This window comes from Streptomyces sp. NPDC002779 (assembly GCF_042888685.1).
GTDB lineage: Bacteria > Actinomycetota > Actinomycetes > Streptomycetales > Streptomycetaceae > Streptomyces.
The window spans coordinates 290895-306016 of record NZ_JBIAQC010000003.1; the positions used below are offsets into that span (position 1 = coordinate 290895).

Below are 15122 nucleotides of genomic sequence, written 5' to 3' on the forward strand. Positions count from 1 at the left end.
GCGGGGAACTGCGCGACCAGCCCCCACACACCCGCACCCGCCGACCCACACCCGCCAGACCACCCGCTCCCGCGTCCCCGTCGCGGGTCGACCTCATGCCAGCCCCGGACATCACCGGGTTCACGAAAGGAATTTGGGGGATGCCCCTGCTGGAAACCTCCCGGCCGCGCACCGGCCGGGCAGCCCCGTCCGGGCGGTGGACGACACCCGTCGGAGTCGAGGTCGTCCGCACCACGGAGCTCCTCGGCTCCGCCGCCACCCTCCGCACCGACCTCGAGGACACCCTCGACGAACGCCGCGGAATGCTCCTGTTCCGCGGGCCCGACCGGGTCATCGGCTACTGCGACCCACCCGTGGAGATCACCGCGACCGGCCCGGAGATACGGGCCACCGCGCTCAACCAGCGCGGCCGAGTCCTGCTCCCCGCCCTGCTGGCGCTGTTCTCCGACGCCATCGGACCCGGCGGTCGGGTGGAGGCCGACGGTGACACCCTGCGCGTGCGCGGCGGCGTCCCCGACGGGACCTTCGCCGAGGAGGACCGCACCCGGCAGGTCGGCGTGTTCGCCGTGGTCCGGGCCGTCGTCGAAGGGCTGGCGATCGGCGACGACCCGCTGCTCGGCCTGTACGGCGCCTTCGGCTACGACCTGATCTTCCAGGTCGACCCCGTCACCCTCGCCCAGCACCGCGCCGCCGAGGACCGCGACATGGTGCTGCACCTGCCCGACACCCTCTACGAACTCGACCTCAAGGCCGACGAGGCGACCCGCCACGACTACGAGTTCCGCGTCGGCGCCTCCCGCACCGACGGCCTGGACCGCTCCACCCCGGCCCGCCGCTTTATCCCGGCCACCGAGGCCCCGCCCCGCGACCACGCCCCCGGCGAGTACGCCCGCGTGGTCGAGAAGGCCGGCCCGCTCTTCCGCTCCGGCGACCTGTTCGAGGTCGTACCGAGCCAGTCCTTCCACCGTGTCGTGCGGCGCCCGCCGTCCCGGCTGTTCCGCACCCTGCGCGAGCGCAACCCCGCACCGCACAGCCTGCTGATGAACCTCGCCCAGGACGAGTACCTGGTAGGCGCCTCACCGGAGATGTTCGTCCGGGTCGACCCGCGCGACGCGGCCGGCGCTCTCGTCGAGACCTCCCCGATCAGCGGCACCATCGCCCGCGGCCGGGACGCCCTGGAGGACGCCGAACGCATCCGTACCCTGCTCAACTCGTCCAAGGACGAGCACGAGCTGACGATGTGCACGGACGTCGACCGCAACGACAAGTCCCGGGTCTGCCTGCCCGGCACCGTCCAGGTCACCGCCCGCCGCCGCATCGAGATGTACTCCACCCTCATCCACACCGTCGACCGGGTCGAGGGCGTGCTGCGGCCCGACCGGGACGCCCTGGACGCCTTCCTCGCCCACCTGTGGGCGGTCACCGTCACCGGCGCGCCCAAGCTGTCCGCGGTCGAGTTCATCGAACGGCACGAGCGCTCCCCGCGCCGCTGGTACGGGGGAGCGGTGGGCCGGATCGGGTTCGACGGCGGCCTGGACACCGTCCTGACCCTGCGCACCATCCATCTGCACGACGGCGTCGCCACGGTCCGGGCCGGCGCGACCCTGCTGCACGACTCCACCCCCGAGGACGAGGAGCTGGAGACCGAGCTGAAGGCGAAGGCGCTGCTCGGTGTCCTGGACGAGCCCACGGCGGCCGTGCCCCGGCTGACCGTGACGGAGGGTCCCGGCACCGGCCGGCGGATCCTGCTCGTCGACCACCGCGACTCCTTCGTGCACTGCCTCGCGGGCTATCTGCGCGAGACCGGTGCCGAGGTCGGCACCTACCGCAGCGGCGGACACCTCCCGCTGCTCGCCGAGCAGCGGCCCGACCTGGTGGTCCTCTCGCCGGGACCGGGCACCCCGTCCGACTTCGGCGTCGGCGCCACGCTCGCCGAGGCCGAACGGCTCGGCATCCCGGTGTTCGGCGTCTGCCTCGGCCTCCAGGGCATCGTCGAGTATCTCGGCGGCACCCTGGACGTGCTGCCCGAGCCGGTGCACGGCAAGCCCTCCAGGGTCCGGCGCACCGAGGCCGACTCGATGCTCCTGGACGGCCTGCCCAAGAGCTTCACCGTCGGCCGCTACCACTCCCTGTACGCCGACCCGGCCCGGCTGCCCGACTCCCTGCGGGTCACGGCGGCCACCGAGGACGGACGGGTCGCGATGGCCGTGGAGGCACCCGGACGCCGGCTCGCCGCGGTCCAGTTCCACCCCGAGTCGATCATGACCTACGCCGGGCGCACCGGCCGGCTCGTGGTGCACAACGCGGTCGCCGGTCTGGCCCGTACCCCGGTCGGAGCCCTGCGGTGAGCGCCCTGCTCCCGGCCCCGGCGCCGGCCGCGGCGCCGGTGAGCGGTGACCCCGAGCCCGTCGACCTGGCCGCCGTGGCGGCCCTGTTCGAGCCGCCCGTGATCGCGGCGCAGGCGCACACCGGCGAACTGGACTTCGGCCGGCTGCCCGCGCCGGTCCGGGAGCTGCTGCGCGGCTACACCGCGCCGCTGCGCCGCGAGACCTTCACCGCGGGCAGGCTGGCCGCGGCCCGGGCCACCGCCGCGCTGACCGGCATGCCCCGCTGGCTGGGCGCCGACGGCCGGGGGGCGCCGAGCTGGCCGTACGGCGTGGCCGGCTCGCTCAGTCACACCAACCGGGTCGCCCTGTGCGTGACCGGGCCCGACCGCGGTGTCGGGCTCGGCGTCGACATCGAACCCCTGGACACCGGCGAGGAGTTGCTCTCCGCCGTGCACTACGTGTGCACCCCCGAGGAGCGCGACCGGCTGCGCGACAGCCCCGACCCGGCGCGTGCCGTGCTGCGGCTGTTCTGCGTCAAGGAGGCCCTGTACAAGGCGCTGCCGCCCGACACCCAGGACGGCGTCTCCTTCCAGTCCGTGGAGCTGGCGTGGCAGGAGCCGCCGGCCGGCCAGGACCCGGCCGTACCGGTCACGTTCACCGTCGTACGCGGTCCCGCGCCCGGCACCACGGGCCGCTGCGCCGTCGTCGGCAGCCGCATGATCGCGGCGGTCGCCCTGCCGTGGCCGTCCGGTTCCCCCACTTCCCGTACCGAGTCCCGTATCCAGCAGGACGGACAGCAGACATGACCACCAGACAGCACACCGTGTGCGTGATCGGCGCCGGCCCGCGGGGTCTCTCCGTGATCGAGCGGCTCTGCGCCGCCGCCCGTGCCGCCGCCCCCGACACCGCCATCGGCATCCATGTCGTCGACCCGCACGCGCCGGGTGCCGGCCAGGTCTGGCGCACCACCCAGTCCGCGCACCTGCTGATGAACACGGTGGCCGGACAGATCTCGGTGTTCACCGATGCCAGCGTCGAGCTGACCGGACCGCTGGAACCGGGCCCCAGCCTGCACGCCTGGGCCCAGTCGCTGGCCGCCGGTGACATCCCCGGGCACCACCCCGCCCCGGTGCTCGCCGAGGCCCGGGCGCTGGGCCCCGACACCTATCCGACCCGGGCGTTCTACGGCCACTACCTGCGCTGGGCGTTCGAGCGCACGGTCGCGGCGGCCCCGCGGTGCGTGACCGTCACCTGGCACCGGTCCCGCGCGGTGGCCCTGGACGACGAGGCCGCGGCCCTGGCGACCGGGCACCCACCACGCCAGCGGGTCACCCTGGACAGCGGCACGGTTCTGGAGCACCTGGACGCCGTCGTCCTGGCCCAGGGCCATCTGCCGGCCCGGCCGACGGCCGTGGAGGAGCAGTTCGCCGACCTCGCCCGCGAGTACGGCCTCACCCACCTCGCCCCCGCCAACCCGGCCGACACCGACCTGGAGGGCATCCGCCCCGGTCAGCCGGTCCTGCTGCGCGGCCTGGGGCTGAACTTCTTCGACTACATGGCCCTGCTCACCACCGGCCGCGGCGGCAGCTTCACCCGTGTGTCCGGCCGTCTCGTCTACCTGCCGTCCGGCCGTGAGCCCCGGCTGTACGCCGGTTCCCGGCGCGGGGTGCCGTACCAGGCGCGCGGCGAGAACGAGAAGGGGCCGCACGGCCGGCACGAGCCGCTGCTGCTCACCCCGGCCCGGATCGCCCGGATGCGGGCGGCGCGCGGCTCCGGCGGCGCCGACTTCCTGCGGGACGTGTGGCCGCTGGTCGCCAAGGAGGTCGAGACCGTCTACTACCGGACGCTGCTGGCCTCGCGCGGTCGCGGGGACCGCGCCGAGGCCTTCCAGCGGGCCTTTCTCAGCGCGCTGCCGGGCACGTCCGCGGAGGAGACGGTGCTCGACGCGTACGAGATCGGCGAGAAGGACCGGTGGGACTGGGACCGGCTCTCCCAGCCGTACCGGGACCAGGAGTTCGGCGGCCCCGAGGACTTCACCGCCTGGCTGCTGGACCATCTGCGCGAGGACGTCGCCGAGGCGCGGAGCGGCAATGTCAGCGGTCCGCTGAAGGCCGCCCTGGACGTGCTGCGCGACCTGCGCAACGAGATCCGGCTCGTCGTCGACCACGGCGGACTGCACGGCGACTCGCACCGTGAGCACCTGGACCACTGGTACACGCCGCTGAACGCCTTCCTCTCCATCGGGCCGCCCGTGTCCCGGATCGAGGAGGCGGCGGCGCTGATCGAGGCCGGGGTGCTGCACATCGTCGGCCCCGGTCTGCGCGTCGACGTCGACCGGCACGGTTTCCACGCCCACTCACCGCTGGTGCCGGGCTCCCGGATCAGTGCCGAGGTGCTGATCGAGGCGCGGCTGCCCGACATCACGCTCAGCCGCACCGAGGATCCGCTGCTGCGGCATCTGCTGGACACCGGCCAGTGCGCCACGCACCGGATCGCCACCCGCAACGGCACCTGGATCTACACCGAAGGGCTCGCGGTCACCCCGCGCCCCTTCCAGCTGCTGGACGCCGCCCGGCGCCCGCACCCGCGCCGGTTCGCCTTCGGCGTGCCCACGGAGTCGGTCCACTGGGTGACGGCCGCGGGCATCCGCCCCGGCGTCAACTCGGTGACCCTCACCGACTCCGACGCCATCGCCCAGGCGGCGCTCTCGGCGGTGCTGGAGCGGCGGGACCGTCTGGAGCGGACGGCGGCGTGACCCCGGCCCGCGGCCCGCGCCCGGCGGCGCGGGCCGCGGGTGCTCCGGGAGCCCCCTGACCATCACCGGAAGAGGACCACCTCATGACCATCCCACTCTCCCCGGAGCCCTCCTCCCTCCTGGACTCCGGGCTGCTGTCCCCGGTGCGGGCGGGTACGCCCGTGGAGGCGGCGGTGTCCGACGCGGCCTGGCTGGCGGCCATGGTCGAGGCCGAGACCGCACTGGTACGGGCGCAGGCCCGGCTCGGCACGGTGCCCCGGTCGGCGGCGCGGGCGATCGTGGACGCGGCGGACCCCGAGCGCCTGGACCTCGTCGCGCTGGCCCGTGCGGCCCGGGAGACGGCCAACCCCGTCGTCGGGTTCGTGAAGGCGCTGACCACCGTGGTCGCCGCGCAGGACCCGGCCGCCGCCGAGTACGTGCACCGGGGCTCCACCAGCCAGGACATCCTGGACACCGCCACCATGCTGGTCGTCCGGCGGGCCGCCGCCCTGGTCCGCGCCGACCTGGACCGCTGTGTCGCGGCCCTGGAGCGCCTGGCCCGCACCCACCGGGCGACCCCGATGGCGGGCCGCACCCTCACGTTGCACGCCGTGCCCACGACCTTCGGCCTGAAGGCGGCGGGCTGGCTCCAGCTGGTGACCGACGCCCGCCGCCGACTGGACGAACTGGCCGCCTCCCTCCCCGTCGAGCTGGGCGGCGCCGCGGGAACCCTGGCCGGTTACCTGGAGCACGCCGGTCCCGTCGGCGACGACTACGCCGGCCGCCTGGTCGAGGAGTACGCGCGGGAGACCGGCCTGGCCCCGGCCGCGCTGCCCTGGCATGTGCTGCGGACGCCGATAGCCGACACGGGCGCGGTGTGCGCCTACCTCACGTCCGCGCTGGGCAAGATCGCCGTCGACGTCCAGTCGATGGCCCGCACCGAGGTCGGCGAGGTCACCGAACCGGCGGTGGCCGGGCGGGGCGCGTCCTCGGCGATGCCGCACAAGCGGAACCCGGTGCTGGCCACGCTGATGCGCTCGGCCGCGCTCCAGGTGCCGCAGCTGGCCGCGGTGTTGTACGGCACCATGCTCGCGGAGGACGAGCGCTCGGGCGGCGCCTGGCACGCGGAGTGGGCGCCCCTGCGGGAGTGCCTGCGGCTGGCGGGCGGCTCGGCGCACACGGCGGCGGAACTGCTGGAGGGCCTCACGGTCGACGCGGAACGCATGCGCCGCAACCTCGACCTGACGGGGGGACAGATCGTCTCCGAACGGGTCGCCGCCGTCCTCACCCCGCTGCTCGGAAAGTCGGCGGCCCGGTCCCTGCTGACCCGTGCCTCGCACGAGGCGGCGGACCAGGGAACGGACCTGGCCCAGGTCCTGGCCACGGCCCCCGAGATCCTCCGCCACCTGACCCCGGCGGAGCTCACCGCACTCCTGGACCCCACCCAGTACCTCGGAGCGGCCCCCTACCTGGTGGACCGCGCAACGGAGGCCGCCGGACCCCCCGCCACCGTGCCGACGCCAAGCCCCGCCCGGACGGCGGCATGACCAGCAGCGGGGGGTCGGCGGACCGGGGCCGATGGCGCTGGGCCGCGGGTCCGGGGGGCGAGCCGGGCCCGGAGCCGGGAGCGGGCCAGGAGGCGTCCACGGCCGCGGGCCGGTGGCGGGATCCGGGCTCGGGCCGGGGTTTGGACCGAGTCGTGGGCGCGGTCTCGGGCGTGGGCGGGGAGCCGTCCACGGCCTCGGGCGTGCGGCGGAGGCCGGACTTGGAGCCTGATGTGGAGGGCTCGGAGCCGGTCTCGGCCGCGGGCGGGGAGCCGTCCCCTGCGTCGGGCTTGCGGCGGGAGCCGGGCCTTGGGCCGGGCCGGGGGGTGGGCGCGGCCTCGGGTGTGGGGCGGGAGTCGTCCGCGGCCGGGGAGCCGGGCCGGGGCGCCGCCGCGCCGCTTCCCGCCCTCGCGCACAGTCGGCACGGCACCGGTGCTCCCCTTCTGCTGCTGCACGGCATCGGGAGTGGTCGGCGGTGTTGGGGGCCGGTGATCGGGCGGCTCACCGCGCGGCACGAGGTGCTGGCCGTGGATCTGCCCGGCTTCGGCGACAGCCCCGCGTTGGCGGCGGACTTGCGGCCCACCGCGCGGGAGCTCGCCGGGGCCGTGGGACGGTTCATGGACGCGCGGGGAATCGAGACGGCCCATGTGGCGGGGAACTCCCTCGGCGGCTGGGTGGGCCTGGAACTGGCCCTGTCCGGCCGGGTCCGCACCCTGAGCCTGATCTCCCCGGCGGGCCTGTGGCGCGACACCACCCCGTTCACCACCCGTCTCCTCCTGCGCTCCTGCCGCCGGGCCGCCCCCTGGCTGGCCGGCCCCGCGGCCCCCCTCCTGCGGACCGCGCCCGCGCGCACCGCACTGCTCGCGGGCATCTACGGCCGCCCCGTGCGCGTGCCCTACGCCCACGCCCGCGCCGCCGCCCGCGACATGGCCCGGGCCCCGGGGTTCGAGGCCACTTGGCGGGCCGTCAGCACGACGCGGTTCACCGGCGGCCGGGGGATCGACGTCCCCGTGCGCGTGGCGTTCGGTTCCCGGGACGCCGTCCTGCGGGCCGGGCAGGCCCGGTTCCTCGACGAACTCCCAGAGGGAACGGTGGCGCAGGTGCTGCCGGGATGCGGTCACCTTCCGATGCACGACGCACCCGAGGCGGTCGCCCGCTTCATCCTCGCCACCACCGCCGACCAGCCGCGCCCCGAAAGGTTGGCGGCGCCTTGAACGGTCCTTGACCACTCTTCACCAGCCTGGCGGTATGAATCGCGAACCCGCCGCGGAACGGCGGCAGTTGCTCGACACCCTGCAAGGTCTGCTCGACGCCCTGCCCCGCCCCGCCGACGGGGCACCGCTGCGGGCCGAGGACGTCCTCGCCTACCTGGAGACCGGCCGGGGCAGGGAGCCGGGTGCCGTGCCCGTCCGCCCGGCGGCCACGCCGGACGGCGACGCGGCCGTGGAGGCGTCGCTGCGGCTGGTGATCGAGGCGTTCACGGCGTTCCTGAGCGTGCGGGGAGACCCGGCCGGACCCCGATAGGGGTACGGGGTTTTCCACAGACCCGGCCTCGTCCACAAGCCCGGACCCCGGTTGTCCACAGGGACTGACGCGTTTGCCTTCCCCCGCTGTACCGTCGGCACGAGTTGATGTTCGTGCGGGCCGGGGGACGGCCCCGGTACGGGGGGAGGCGGTCGGTGTGAGCGACGCCGATGGGCAGGAGACGACGGAGTCGGGCGAGCGGCGGCTTCCCCGGGTGCCCGGATTCGCCGAGTGGCCGGGGAACAGCACGGCCAAGCAGGAGGGCAAGGCGCTGCGGGACCGCGTCCCGCGCGCGTCGCACGCCCTCCTGGAACTGGACCTGTCCCGCCCCGACGCGACGGCGGCGGTGGAGGAGTCCAACCGCGGCCGGATCCCGGAGCTCGCGCCGCTCCGGGTGGGCCGGATGGCGGCGACCCCGTTCGCCTTCCTGCGCGGCTCCGCGGGCCTGATGGCCCACGACCTGGCCCGCACCCCCATGACCCGGGTCGTCGCCCAGATCTGCGGCGACGCACACGCGGCGAACTTCGGCCTGTACGGCGACGCGCGCGGCGGCCTGGTCATCGACCTGAACGACTTCGACGAGACGGTGCTCGGCCCCTGGGAGTGGGACGTGAAGCGGCTCGCGGCCTCGCTGGTGCTGGCCGGCCGGGAGGGAGGCGCGTCCGAGGACACCTGCCGCCAGGCCGCGCACGACGCGGTGGGTGCGTACCGGCGCACGATGCGGCTGCTCGCCAAGCTCCCGGTGCTGGACGCGTGGAACGCCATCGCCGACGAGGAGCTGGTCTCCCACACCGACGCCCATGACCTGCTCGGCACGCTGGAGCGGGTCGCCGAGAAGGCCCGCTCCAACACCAGCGGCCGGTTCGCGGCGAAGTCGACGGAGCCGACACCGGACGGCGGCCGCCGCTTCGTGGCCGCCCCGCCGGTACTGAGCCGGGTCCCGGACGAGGAAGCCGCCGCGGTGGCCGCGTCCCTGGAGCGGTACGCCGAGACCGTCTCGGAGGACCGTCTCCCGCTGCTGGCCCGGCACGCGGTGCACGACGTGGCGTTCCGGGTGGTGGGCACCGGCAGCGTGGGCACCCGCTCCTACGTGGTCCTCCTCCTCGACCACCGGGGCGAGGCCCTGGTCCTCCAGGTCAAGGAGGCCCGCCCCTCCGCCCTCGTCCCGCACCTGGCCACGGCCGGCTTCGACACCCCGACGGCGGACCACGAGGGCCGCCGGGTGATCCAGGGCCAGAAGCGCATGCAGGTGGTCAGCGACATCCTCCTGGGCTGGACGACCGTCGACGGCCACCCCTTCCAGGTACGCCAGTTCCGCAACCGCAAGGGCAGCGTGGACCCGACGGCCCTCTCCTCCGACCAGCTGGACGACTACGGCCGCATGACCGGCGCGCTGCTCGCCCGCGCCCACAGCCACTGCGCCGACCCCCGCCTGATCGCCGGCTACTGCGGCAAGAACGAGGAACTGGACGAGGCGATCGCCACCTTCGCGGTCACCTACGCCGACCGCACCGAGGCGGACCACGCGGAGCTGGTGACGGCGGTGCGGGCGGGGAGGATCGCGGCGGAGACGGGGATATGAGGCACGCCGGCCGAAGCCGGGCGGATCGGCGAGCCGCCCGGCGCCCCCGACCGGTGGCCTAGTCTGGTCGGGTGACGACCCCGGAAGCCGAGCAGTCCCAGCCCGACGAGGAGGCCGCGCCCCGGCCCGAGGAGCGGCTGGAGCGGGCCGTTCGGGCTGCCGAGCAGGCCCTGATCGAGTACGAGATCGCCGTGGAGACCTTCCGCGTCGAGATCGAGAACTTCTCGCGGCTGCACCACCAGAAGCTGGGCCCGATGTACGCCCGCCTCGACGAGCTGGAAGCCCGGATCGCCGAGGCCAGAGCGGCGCGCTCCGGTGACCCCGAGGACGTGCGCAAGGCGGAGGAGGCCCGGGCCCGGGTCATGCCGATGCCGGGCGTCGAGGAGCTGTTCCACGGCTGGATGGACGGCGAAGGCCTGTTCCCGGAGGCGTCCGCGATGCTCACGGACCAGCCGGTACGGCCTCCGCAGCGGGTGCGCCCCAGCGAGGAGGCCCGCAAGCTCTACCGCGAGCTGGCCCGCAAGGCCCACCCCGACCTGGCCCAGGAGGACGCCGAGCGGGCCCGCCGGGAGGAGTTCATCACCCGGGTGAACGCCGCGTACGCCCGGGGCGACGAGGCCCTGCTGCGGGAGCTGGCCGAGGAGTGGGCGGCGGGCCCGGTCCCCGAGGAGCCCCCGCAGAGCCCCGCCGAGGAGCTCTACGCCCGCCTGGAGTGGCTCTCCCGGCGCAAGGAACTGCTCACGGTCGTCGTCCGTGAGCTGGAGGAGAGCGCGATCGGCTCCATGTTGCGGCTGGCCCCGGACGACCCGGACACGCTGCTGGAGGAGATCGCCGAGCAGCTGCTGTCGGACGTCTCCGCACGTGAGGCGGAACTGGCGGACCTGCTCGCCCCGCCCTCCGGTAGCGTCTGAGTCATGCATTTCGGATCAGGTGTGCCCACGGTGGAGGTCGCGGACCTCAAGGACGGCGACTTCCTCCTGGACGTCCGCGAGGACGACGAGTGGCAGGCGGGCCATGCCGAAGGGGCCCTGCACATTCCCATCAGCGACTTCGTCGCCCGGTACGGCGAGCTGACCGAGGCCGCCCCGCAGGACGGCCGGGTCAACGTGATCTGCCGTTCCGGCGGCCGTTCCGCCCAGGTCGCGATGTACCTCGTCCAGCAGGGCGTCGACGCGGTGAACGTCGACGGCGGCATGCAGGTCTGGGCAGCGAGTGGCCGACCGGTCGTGACGGACGACGGCAAGCCGGGCTTCGTCCTGTAACCCCCAGTCCCATAACCCCCTGACCCACAGTCCCCCAGTCCCCCAGTTCAACTCAGGGGATGCGCCGCCAGCAGATCCCCCAGCGCCTCCTCGTGCGCCGCCGCCGGGCCGAGCGCCAGCTCCAGCTGCTTGGCCCAGGCGTGGTACCGGTGCAGCGGGTAGTCGACGTCGGCCCCGAACCCGCCGTGCAGATGCTGCGCGGTCTGCACGATCCGCCGTACCCCCTCCGAGGCCCAGATCTTGGCCACGGCGACATCCCCGGCGACGGGCAGTGCCCCCGGCGCCTGCGCGGCGATCCGCCACGCGGCCTGCCACAGCGTGGCCTCCATCGCCCGCAGGTCGATGTACCGGTCGGCGGCCTGCACGGCGACCGCCTGGAAGGTGGCGAGCGGGTGGCCGAATTGCTCCCGCTTGCCCGTGTACTCGCTGGTCATCCCCAGGACCCGGGTACCGAGGCCGAGCGCCAGCGCGCACGTCCCGACCGTCAGCAGCTCCCGCAGCCGCTCCCAGGCCCCCGGCGCCTCCACCACGTCCCGCTCCGCGAGCCGCACGGCGTCCAGCCGCACCTCCCCGAGCCGCTCCCCGCTGGTGGAGTACTGCTCGGCGAGCCCCAGCCCGTCCTGCCCGGGCGACACCACCGCGAGCACGGTCCGGTCCCCGTCCGCGGACGCCGGTACGACGACGAGATCCACGTCGTAGGCCCACGCCACGGCCGTCTGCGCACCGTCCAGCACCCACTCGGCGCCGTCGCGTCGCGCGGTCACCGCGAGCTGCGCCGGGTCGTGCCCGGTGCGCCCGTGCGCGGTGACGGTCAGCACGGTCTCCCCCCGCCCGGCCCGCGCGAGCAGCCCGGACCGCAGCTCCTGACCGCCGTACGCCTGGAGGACCGCGAGTGCCGCGCTGTGCTCCAGCAGCGGCACCCGAGCCAGCACCCCCGCCGCCTCCCGCAGCACCAGACACAGCGCGACGGCGTCGAGTCCCGCCCCGCCGTGTTCCTCGGCGAGCAGCAGGCTCAGCAGGTCGGCGTCGGCGAGCCGGGCCCACAGCGCGCGGTCGAAGTCCTCCGCCACGGCGCCCGCGGTGAGCGCGGGACTCGGCACGGCGTCCGGCGCGACCCCGGCGAACACCCCCCGCGCCGCCTCGGCCGCCGCCTGCTGCTCCTCGGTGAAGGAAAAGTCCACGGTCCCTGCCCTCCCGCGCCCACGGAGATCTGACGGAGCGTCAAGATAGAACACGTTCCAGCAGAAGGGAACGGTACGGACAGGGCACCTACCGACCGCTCGGCGGACGTGACCCCGTCGTGAGCCGGGCGCCGTAAGGTGTCACCCCGAGCAGGGCCGTCCGGGGCACGCCCTGTCGGGGACCGGCATCGGGAGACGGGGCGCAATGGACGCGTACGACGCAGCGGGCGACGCCCGCCACGGGCCGCCGCCCGCGCCCGGACCCCGGACCGGTGTGGCCGCCCTCAGGCTCCGCTACCAGATCGCCGCCGCCCTCGCCCTCGCGGTCGTGGCGGTGGCCGTCTGTGTCCACATCGGCATGGTCTTCCTGCACGTCGCGCCCTCGAACACGGTCAGCAAGCAGCACGGCTCGGCCATCGAGGACTGGATCTACCCGGAGTTCGAGCAGAACTGGAAGCTGTTCGCGCCGAACCCGCTCCAGCAGAACATCGCCGTCCAGGCCCGCGCCGAGATCCGCGAGCCGTACGGCGAGATGCGCACCACCGGCTGGTACGACCTGTCCGCCCGCGACGGCCGGGACATCGACGGCAACCTGCTGCCGAGCCACACCCAGCAGAACGAACTGCGCCGGGCCTGGGACTTCCTGCTCGCCACCCACGGCAGCGACAACCGCCCGGTCGGTGAGCGCGGCGAGCTGGCCGAGTCGTATCTGCGCCGGATCGTGGTCCTGCGCCTGGACCGCGAGGACGCGGCCGGACCGGGCGGAGTCGTCGAGCGCGTCCAGCTCCGCTCGTCCACCACCCACGTCCGCCCGCCCGAGTGGAGCCGGGAGCAGGTGTCGGACAAGCCGGTCTACCGGGAGATGCCCTGGTGGGAGGTCCCCGCGGACGAGGCCGAGGGGGACCCGGCATGAACCGTTACGCCCTCGCGCTCTCGGCCGGCATCGCCCGGGTCACGGACTCCGCTCTCGGCCCGTACCAGACGGCCGTGGTCCGGATCGGCTTCGCCGTGACCTGGCTGCTCTTCCTGCTGCGCGAGCTGCCCCACCGCCACGAGCTGTACGGTCCCGACGGCCCCTGGAGCTTCGGGCTCGCCGAGCGGCTGATCGACATGAACGGCGCCTTCTCGGTGCTGATGTGGTCCGACAGCCGGCTGTGGTTCGAGACGGTCTACGCGCTCGCCGTGCTCGCCTGCGTCCTGCTGCTGCTGGGCTGGCGGACCCGCACGGCGTCCGTGCTGTTCATGGTCGGCGTGCTCTCGCTCCAGAACCGTTCCGTCTTCATGGGCGACGGCGGCGACAACGTCCTGCACCTGATGTGCATCTACCTGGTCTTCACCCGCTGCGGCCAGGTGTGGTCGCTGGACGCGCGCAGGGCCGGCCGGGAACGGGCGGCACGCGCGCGGGGGGAGCGGGTGACGGACCGGGTGGGTCCGCTGCTGTGGGGCGTGCTCGGGCTGGTGCTGGCCGGGGCGACGCTGACCGGGAAGCTCGGCGACGACTGGCCCTCCGACGAGGCCGGGTCCGGACCCGCGCGGGCGGTCGCTGTCGGAGTGGCCTTCCTGGAGACATGGGTCGGCGGGCAGGGGCTGATACCGGCGATCCTGTGGGGCATGTGGGCGGCCCAGGCCGTGTGGTGGCTGGTCGGGCGCCGGGCGCGGACGGACCAGCCGCGGATCCTGCTCGACGTCGTCGGGAACATCGTGCACAACGGCGCCCTGCTGGTGATCATGGCGGAGGCCTGTCTGATCTACGCCACCGCCGGCTGGTACAAGATCCAGGGTTCCCGCTGGCAGGACGGCACCGCCGTCTACTACCCCCTGCACCTGGACTACTTCTCCCCCTGGCCCGCCCTCGCCGACGCCCTCTCGGCCAGCGGCACCCTGGTGATGCTGGTGACGTACGGGACGGTCCTGGTCCAGGTCGCCTTCCCGTTCACGCTGTTCAACCGGCGGGTCAAGAACGTCCTGCTGGCCGCGATGATCACGGAGCACGCGGTGATCGCGGTCGTCCTCGGCCTGCCGTTCTTCTCCCTGGCGATGATCGCGGCGGACGCGGTCTTCCTGCCCACGGCGTTCCTGCGCCGCCTGGGCGCCCGGGCGGCCCGCCTGCCGCGGCGGGGCAAGGGCGGCGGTACGGCGCTCCCGGAGCCCCGCAGCCCGGAGAACCCCGAGCCGCGCCACGTAGGCTCCCCGTCATGACCGCGCCCGTCACCACCTGGCACCGCCTCGCCGACACCGCCGTGCTGCTCGACGGCTTCCACGCCCTCAAGCACGCGGTGCGCTTCGCGGCCCGGGTCCCGGTGGCGGTGGCCGTGGACCGGCAGGCGGCCCTCGCCCTGGCCGACGAACTGGCCCCGGACGTGACGGACACCCTGGCCGCCCTCCTCACGGAGGTCCCCGAGGAGACGTACCGCTCCCTGGTCCCCCGCCCGCACCCCACGGCCGTGGCGGCACTGGCGCTACGGCCGTCCCGCGCGGCCAACCTGGAACTGCTGGCCCGGACCCCGCGCACCGCCCCGGTCGTGCTCCTCGACCACCCGCGCAACCTCGGCAACGCGGGCGCGGTGATCCGCCTGGCGGCGGGCTTCGGGGCGACGGGAGTGATCACCACCGGGACGCTCGACCCCTGGCACACCACGGTCGTACGCGGCGGCGCCGGCCTGCACTTCGCGACCGCGGTGGAACGCCTGACGGCGGACGAACTCCCCGCGGGCCCCCTGTTCGCCCTGGACCCCGAGGGCGACGACATCCGGGACGTCAGGCTCCCGGACGACGCCGTCCTGGCCTTCGGCTCGGAGCGCAGCGGCCTGTCACCGGAGGTACGCGCGCGTGCGGACCACCTGCTGTCCCTGCCGATGCGCCCCCAGGTCTCCAGCTACAACCTGGCGACGAGCGTAGGGATGACCCTGTTCCATTGGAGCGCGGGCACGAGAGCGCCCCTTTAGGGGCGCGGGGAACTGCGCGACAA

The 15122-nt window shown here is 74.5% G+C and carries 13 protein-coding genes; 12 read left to right on the top strand and 1 reads right to left on the bottom strand.

Translation table 11 applies throughout. The features are described from left to right. Window positions 1-140 precede the first annotated feature (140 nt). The 9 genes from ACFYW5_RS11170 (at window position 141) to ACFYW5_RS11210 (ending at window position 10973) form a co-directional block, all read left to right on the top strand. Complete coding sequence (locus ACFYW5_RS11170) at window positions 141-2348, top strand: anthranilate synthase component I (protein ID WP_389416663.1); 2208 nt, start codon at window positions 141-143, stop codon at window positions 2346-2348. Further along, entirely contained in the window at window positions 2345-3133 is a 789-nt protein-coding gene (locus ACFYW5_RS11175; RefSeq protein ID WP_389416664.1) for a 4'-phosphopantetheinyl transferase, read from the top strand. Before ACFYW5_RS11170 ends, ACFYW5_RS11175 begins: the two co-directional genes overlap by 4 nt. Continuing rightward, window positions 3130-5082, top strand: a complete 1953-nt coding sequence (locus ACFYW5_RS11180) for an FAD/NAD(P)-binding protein (RefSeq protein WP_389416665.1) — start codon at window positions 3130-3132, stop codon at window positions 5080-5082. Before ACFYW5_RS11175 ends, ACFYW5_RS11180 begins: the two co-directional genes overlap by 4 nt. Window positions 5083-5165: 83 nt before the next feature. After that, entirely contained in the window at window positions 5166-6608 is a 1443-nt protein-coding gene (pcaB, locus tag ACFYW5_RS11185) for a 3-carboxy-cis,cis-muconate cycloisomerase (RefSeq protein ID WP_389416666.1), read from the top strand. Between the two features lie 218 nt (window positions 6609-6826). Next, a complete protein-coding gene (locus tag ACFYW5_RS11190) occupies window positions 6827-7819 on the top strand; it encodes an alpha/beta fold hydrolase (protein WP_389416667.1) in 993 nt (330 codons plus the stop codon). A 34-nt stretch (window positions 7820-7853) separates the two neighbouring features. Then, on the top strand, window positions 7854-8129 hold the full coding sequence (locus ACFYW5_RS11195; RefSeq protein ID WP_389416668.1) for a hypothetical protein: 276 nt from the start codon (window positions 7854-7856) through the stop codon (window positions 8127-8129). A 157-nt stretch (window positions 8130-8286) separates the two neighbouring features. After that, window positions 8287-9711, top strand: a complete 1425-nt coding sequence (locus tag ACFYW5_RS11200; RefSeq protein WP_389416669.1) for a DUF2252 domain-containing protein — start codon at window positions 8287-8289, stop codon at window positions 9709-9711. A gap of 71 nt (window positions 9712-9782) precedes the next feature. Further along, window positions 9783-10622, top strand: coding sequence for a hypothetical protein (locus tag ACFYW5_RS11205; RefSeq protein ID WP_389416670.1), 840 nt, complete (start codon window positions 9783-9785; stop codon window positions 10620-10622). Window positions 10623-10643: 21 nt separating this feature from the next. Continuing rightward, window positions 10644-10973 (top strand): rhodanese-like domain-containing protein, encoded by a 330-nt coding sequence (locus ACFYW5_RS11210; RefSeq protein WP_389417003.1) that lies wholly within the window; start codon window positions 10644-10646, stop codon window positions 10971-10973. A gap of 47 nt (window positions 10974-11020) precedes the next feature. Here the strand turns inward: ACFYW5_RS11210 and ACFYW5_RS11215 are convergent, their stop codons facing one another. After that, complete coding sequence (locus tag ACFYW5_RS11215; protein WP_389416671.1) at window positions 11021-12154, bottom strand: acyl-CoA dehydrogenase family protein; 1134 nt, start codon at window positions 12152-12154, stop codon at window positions 11021-11023. Window positions 12155-12359: 205 nt separating this feature from the next. Between ACFYW5_RS11215 and ACFYW5_RS11220 the strand changes: the two genes are divergently transcribed. From ACFYW5_RS11220 to ACFYW5_RS11230, 3 genes are read left to right on the top strand one after another with little or no spacing between them, the layout of a single operon-like run. Next, window positions 12360-13067, top strand: a complete 708-nt coding sequence (locus ACFYW5_RS11220; RefSeq protein ID WP_389416672.1) for a DUF5819 family protein — start codon at window positions 12360-12362, stop codon at window positions 13065-13067. Further along, the gene (locus ACFYW5_RS11225; RefSeq protein WP_389416673.1) at window positions 13064-14353 is read left to right on the top strand and encodes an HTTM domain-containing protein; all 1290 of its coding nucleotides are present in this window, start codon (window positions 13064-13066) and stop codon (window positions 14351-14353) included. The genes ACFYW5_RS11220 and ACFYW5_RS11225 overlap by 4 nt, the downstream gene beginning before the upstream one ends. Beyond that, entirely contained in the window at window positions 14350-15099 is a 750-nt protein-coding gene (locus ACFYW5_RS11230; RefSeq protein WP_389416674.1) for a TrmH family RNA methyltransferase, read from the top strand. Before ACFYW5_RS11225 ends, ACFYW5_RS11230 begins: the two co-directional genes overlap by 4 nt. Window positions 15100-15122: the final 23 nt, after the last annotated feature.

Bases quoted from the DNA above. Each gene is read 5' to 3' on its own strand.
- ACFYW5_RS11170 (WP_389416663.1), top strand. From the start codon at position 141: ATGCCCCTGCTGGAAACCTCCCGGCCGCGCACCGGCCGGGCAGCCCCG.
- ACFYW5_RS11180 (WP_389416665.1), top strand. From the start codon at position 3,130: ATGACCACCAGACAGCACACCGTGTGCGTGATCGGCGCCGGCCCGCGG.
- pcaB (WP_389416666.1), top strand. From the start codon at position 5,166: ATGACCATCCCACTCTCCCCGGAGCCCTCCTCCCTCCTGGACTCCGGG.
- ACFYW5_RS11195 (WP_389416668.1), top strand. From the start codon at position 7,854: ATGAATCGCGAACCCGCCGCGGAACGGCGGCAGTTGCTCGACACCCTG.
- ACFYW5_RS11220 (WP_389416672.1), top strand. From the start codon at position 12,360: ATGGACGCGTACGACGCAGCGGGCGACGCCCGCCACGGGCCGCCGCCC.
- ACFYW5_RS11225 (WP_389416673.1), top strand. From the start codon at position 13,064: ATGAACCGTTACGCCCTCGCGCTCTCGGCCGGCATCGCCCGGGTCACG.
- ACFYW5_RS11230 (WP_389416674.1), top strand. From the start codon at position 14,350: ATGACCGCGCCCGTCACCACCTGGCACCGCCTCGCCGACACCGCCGTG.